4 protein-coding genes and 1 pseudogene are annotated in these 4950 nt (G+C 66.5%); 1 reads left to right on the forward strand and 4 read right to left on the reverse strand.

Annotated features, from left to right (window positions below; genetic code table 11):
* Positions 1-194: 194 nt before the first annotated feature.
* From PHA29_RS08145 to PHA29_RS08160, 4 genes and pseudogenes are all read right to left on the reverse strand, one after another.
* Positions 195-413, reverse strand: a complete 219-nt coding sequence (locus PHA29_RS08145; RefSeq protein ID WP_270849116.1) for a hypothetical protein — start codon at positions 411-413, stop codon at positions 195-197.
* An 82-nt stretch (positions 414-495) separates the two neighbouring features.
* Complete coding sequence (locus PHA29_RS08150; protein WP_408612044.1) at positions 496-969, reverse strand: threonine/serine exporter family protein; 474 nt, start codon at positions 967-969, stop codon at positions 496-498.
* Between the two features lie 57 nt (positions 970-1026).
* Positions 1027-1910: pseudogene (locus PHA29_RS08155) on the reverse strand (threonine/serine exporter family protein); the annotation flags it as partial.
* 127 nt (positions 1911-2037) lie between these two features.
* On the reverse strand, positions 2038-2724 hold the full coding sequence (locus PHA29_RS08160) for a YoaK family protein (protein ID WP_270405555.1): 687 nt from the start codon (positions 2722-2724) through the stop codon (positions 2038-2040).
* 240 nt (positions 2725-2964) lie between these two features.
* Between PHA29_RS08160 and PHA29_RS08165 the strand changes: the two genes are divergently transcribed.
* On the forward strand, positions 2965-4950 hold a 1986-nt coding region (locus PHA29_RS08165), incomplete at its 3' end, for a YgiQ family radical SAM protein (protein ID WP_270849120.1).

The raw sequence follows: 4950 nt of genomic DNA on the forward strand, positions 1-4950 counted from the left end.
CCTCGCCGTTCACGCGCGAGACGGAGCCGGAGCGCTGGATCTTGCCCATAGGAGCCTCCTTGATTGATGCGGACACAACCCCTATGTACCCATCTGCGCAGCTGACCTCGCGGCGCATGTGGCTGATCTCGCCGCGCACGGGCGCTCAGGGTCTGCACGACAATCGCACCGTGAATCATATACGTATAATATTCTTATAAACGCGCAGGTACCAGAAAATCTTGTGCATAAGAATCCGTTCCAAACAAAACCCACCAAGAAGGAAGGTTGAGTTTGATGCGATTTTTGCGTGCCCCTCGCTCACAGGCGCCACACCCTTCAACAAAAGCCCAGTTGAATCCTGCGGTTTTGTTGAAGGGTGTGGCGCGTGGGGAGAAACGGCACTCAAAAATCGCACCAAACTCGATATACATGGTTTTTGACCTAGGAAATCCCTCGATCCACATACCGCCGACCGGCCTTAATCGTTACCGGGCCGCATCAGGAACAGTAGCGTCAGTCCGGATCGGTGAGCGCCCGGGCGAGCCCCAGCCCCATCGGCAAGAACAGGATGATCATGATGGCGCGGATGATCCACTCCATGGCGTCCAGCGTCTGGAACACGCCCATGTAGTACACCGCCCGGTACATATACAGGCCGGGGACCATGATGACGATGGAAGGAACCGTGATGGAGATGCGCGGGAACTTCGTCTTGGTGCCGGTAATCGACGCCAACAGGCCGGCGCAGACGGCGCCCGCGAATGCCGCCGCCTCGGGCGGCATGCCGACCAGGTCGACGAGCGTGAGGCGCAGCGTGTTGGCGATCGCGCCCACGACGCCCGCCGTCGCCGCCATCCTATAGGTCGAGTTGAACATCATCGAGAAGCCGAACACCCCGACGAAACTCGCGACGAGCCGCAAGGCGAACATGACCGGCGCGCTCAGGCCCTGCGCGGCGAAATCATCCGGGTGCAGCTCGACCATCATCGCCACGAGCCAGGCCACGAGCGTCGCGACCACGATGACCGCGCACGCGTAGGCGAGGCGCTCGAGCCCCGAGCGAAAATCGAGCTTCGCGATATCGAGCCCGCTCGTGATCAAGGGGGACCCGGGGATCACGAACAGCATGGCCCCGATATAGCCTGCCTCGTGCTCCGCCGCGTCCTTCACCGCAAGCGACAGCAACGACAGGCACCCTAGGTAGACCAGGCAGGCGACCGCGACCGACACGCCGATGCAGACGAAATGCGTGAGCCTGCGTCGAGCATGATGCGGCGCGTGAAGTTCCCGAGTCCCGCACCCACGAACGCGCAGCCCATCTCGATGGGCCCGCCGCCGAGCAGGAACACGAAGGCGGCACACGCGGCAGCAGACGCCAAGCCGACCGCCCACGGGGCATAGTTGCCCGGCGTGTGCTCGATGGCGTCCATGCGATCATGGAACGCGCGCACGGTCAGGGTGTCGCCGCGCTTCTGCACGTCGCGGACGAACTCCTCCATGAGCTGGATGCACTCGGTGTTCACGCCGGTCGTATGGAGCGAGACGACCTCGGAGAAGCTGTTGTGCCCGTCGATGCACGTGCATTCGATCGTCGTGAGGCTCACCGCCGCCGAGACGGTGACGCCCAGGACGCCGGCGATCTTGTTCATGCAGTCGCGCACGCGCCAGCTGCCCGTGCCGCCAGCGAGGACAAGCAGACCCGCGCGGCAGATGATGGACGACTTGTCGTCCAGGTCGGCATCGACGGCAAGCATGTCATCGCAGTCGGTCACCTCGTGCCACGGAACGGCCATGTGGTTGCGATGCCGTACGCGCGCGGTGCGCATGCGGCAGGGGCGCGTGCGCGATGGCTTCGCGGATTCCCGCGGCGGTCCGTTTCTGCTCGTGGTCCATGGAGCGCCTTTCGATGGGATGCACGGTTTACCCATGGTACCGTGCGGGCGCGCCCGCTTGAAAACAAAGGGGTGTCCAAACCGGACAAGCGGTGCGTTTTGGCGCGCGCAAGGGAGACGCCGGCAGGCCCCCTTCACGCCGGGCGCCCGCGGCCGCCAGGCGCTACGAGCGACCGGCGACCGTCCCTGCGCGGGCGGGCTTGCGCTCGCGATCGATGAACATGATGGCGAACGCCGCGACCAGAAGCCCCGAGCACACGCCGATGGCCATGTGCCCCAGGCGACCGACGCACCAGTTGCCGAGCACCGCGCCCGCGGCAAAGCAGGCGATCAGACCGAAGTAGAGCATGCCGTTTTCCAGAAAGCCGCGGTCGCGGTTGAGCAGGTAGTCGTCCATGTTCTGCATGGCGGAACGCAAGTTGCCGATGCACATGGTCGTGGCGATGCCGTGCCCGTGGATCTTCCGGAACGACTCGACCTGCATGCCGCACGCGAACGACGTCACGCAGTTCGCCGCGACATCGGGCACGATGAAGGCGACGGCGAGCAGGGCGGCCGCCTCGAGCAGCACGATGACCTGCCTCCAGTGCAGCGCGCTCGAAAAGCGGCAATGGACGAGATCGGCGATCACGATGCCCGCAGCGAACGCGAGCACCGGCAGCGCGTAGTGGACCATGCCAGCCCAATCGCCTTCGGAAAGATGCACGCCGCACAGCAGGATGTTTCCCGTTTGCGCGTTGGCGAACACCCCGCCGCGCGCCATGTAGGAATAGGCGTCCATGAATCCCCCGGCAAGGGCCATGATGACGCCGAGCTCGATGGAATCGGATATCTGACGTGCACGCTCCATGGCGCTCCGCTCCCCTTCATGTCGAGCGGAGCGCCCCGCGCCCGCTACGTCATCTTGCGCCGCGATCCCACAGCGACGCGCCCGCTGAGCCGCACGACGAATCGAACGGCCTGCAGGAAAGCGTAGCGTAATCGTGCGCACCCCGCGGAAAAACGAGATACGGTAATCGAATTGGTACAATTCGACACGATCAGAATCGCGCGATGCCCGTCACCGCGCAGGCAATGGATTGGAGTCCCCATGGCCGACCGTTCGCAGTTCCTTCCCGTCTCCCGCGCCGACATGGACGCGCGCGGCTGGGATGCCTGCGATTTCGTCTACGTCTGCGGCGACGCGTACGTGGATCACCCCTCGTTCGGCATGGCCATCATCACGCGGGTGCTCGAGGCGCACGGATACCGCGTCGGCATCATCTGCCAGCCGGATTGGCGCGACCCCTCAAGCATCGCCGCGCTCGGCGAGCCGCGCCTGGGCTTTTTGGTCTCCGCGGGCAACATGGACTCCATGGTCAACCACTATTCCGTCACCAAGCATCGTCGCCGAACCGACGCCTACACGCCCGGCGGCGTCGCGGGCGCGCGGCCCAACCACGCCGCCGCCGTCTACGGCAACCTCATCCGCCGCACATTCAAGCACGCGCCCATCATCTTGGGCGGCATCGAGGCGAGCCTGCGCCGCCTCGCCCACTACGATTACTGGTCCGACTCCCTCAAGCGCAGCATCCTGCTCGATTCCGGCGCCGACCTCGTGCTGTACGGCATGGGCGAGCACGCCATCGTCGAGGTGGCCGACGCGCTCGCCGCGGGCCTGCCCATCGACCAGATCACCTATGTCGACGGCACGGTCTACCGCGTGAGCGGCGGCGAGCAGGCGCTTGCCGAGGTCTACGATTACGAGCTGCTCCCCTCGTGGGACGATCTCGAGGCCGACCGCCTGGCGTACGCGCGCAGCTTCGCCATCCAGTATCGCAACATGGACCACATCACCGCCCACCGCCTTGTGGAGCCCTATCCGCATGGGGTGTACGTGGTGCAGAACCCGCCGGCGGCGCTGCTTTCGACCGAGGAGATGGACGCGGTCCACGAGCTTCCGTACGCGCGCGCCTGGCACCCCGACTACGATGAGGCCGGCGGCGTGCCAGCGTTCTCCGAAGTCAAGTTCTCCATCACGTCCAACCGCGGGTGCTTCGGGGAGTGCTCGTTCTGCGCGCTCGCGTTCCATCAGGGCCGCGCGCTGCAGGTGCGCAGCCGCGAGAGCATCATCCGCGAGGCGGAGGCGCTCACCCGCGATCCCGACTTCAAGGGCTACATCTCCGACGTGGGCGGGCCCACGGCCAACTTCTTCCGCCCCGCCTGCGACAAGCAGCGCGAGCACGGCGTGTGCCGGGACCGCCGCTGCCTGTGGCCGACCGTGTGCCGCAACATGGTGGTGGACGAGGACGGCTACGCCGACCTGCTGCGGCGCCTGCGCCGGATCCCCGGCGTGAAGAAGGTGTTCGTGCGCAGCGGCATCCGGTTCGACTACGCGATGGCCGATACCTCCGACCGCTTCCTCACCGAGCTTGTGCGCCATCATGTGAGCGGGCAGCTGCGCCTCGCTCCCGAGCATGTGAGCGACGCGGTCCTCTCCGTCATGGGCAAGCCGCCGCGCGCGGTTTACGACGCGTTCTGCCGGCGCTTCGATGAGCTGTGCCGCCGCTACGGGCTCGAGCAGTACGTGGTGCCCTACCTCATCAGCAGCCACCCCGGGTCGACGATGGCCGAGGCCGTCGAGCTCGCCGAGGCGGTGCGCGACATGGGCTACATGCCCGAGCAGGTGCAGGACTTCTACCCCACCCCGTCGACGATGTCGACCTGCATGTACTACACGGGCGTGGACCCGCGCACCATGGAGCCGGTCTACGTCGCGCGCGACCCGCACGAGAAGGCCATGCAGCGCGCGCTCATCCAATACCGCAAGCCGGAGAACTACCGCCTCGTGCACGAGGCGCTCGAGCGGGCGGGCCGCCGCGACCTCATCGGGTACGACCGGCACTGCCTGATCCGCCCCGTGCCGCCCGCAGGCGCCGCCGGACGCGGGAAGGACGCGCGCGGCGGCGGGAAGACGGGCTTAGGAAAAGCGGGAGCGGGCAAGCGCTCCAAGCGCAAGGCGGGCGCGGGGGCGCCGCAGGACCGCGGCGGGAGGCCTGCGCCGGGCGGCGGGCGCGGACCCAAGCGCGCCCCGGAC

Source organism: Candidatus Collinsella stercoripullorum (assembly GCF_027669965.1).
Classification (GTDB): Bacteria; Actinomycetota; Coriobacteriia; order Coriobacteriales; family Coriobacteriaceae; genus Collinsella; species Collinsella stercoripullorum.

Bases quoted from the DNA above. Each gene is read 5' to 3' on its own strand.
- PHA29_RS08160 (WP_270405555.1), bottom strand. From the start codon at position 2,724: ATGGAGCGTGCACGTCAGATATCCGATTCCATCGAGCTCGGCGTCATC.
- PHA29_RS08150 (WP_408612044.1), bottom strand. From the start codon at position 969: ATGATGGTCGAGCTGCACCCGGATGATTTCGCCGCGCAGGGCCTGAGC.
- PHA29_RS08145 (WP_270849116.1), bottom strand. From the start codon at position 413: ATGTATATCGAGTTTGGTGCGATTTTTGAGTGCCGTTTCTCCCCACGC.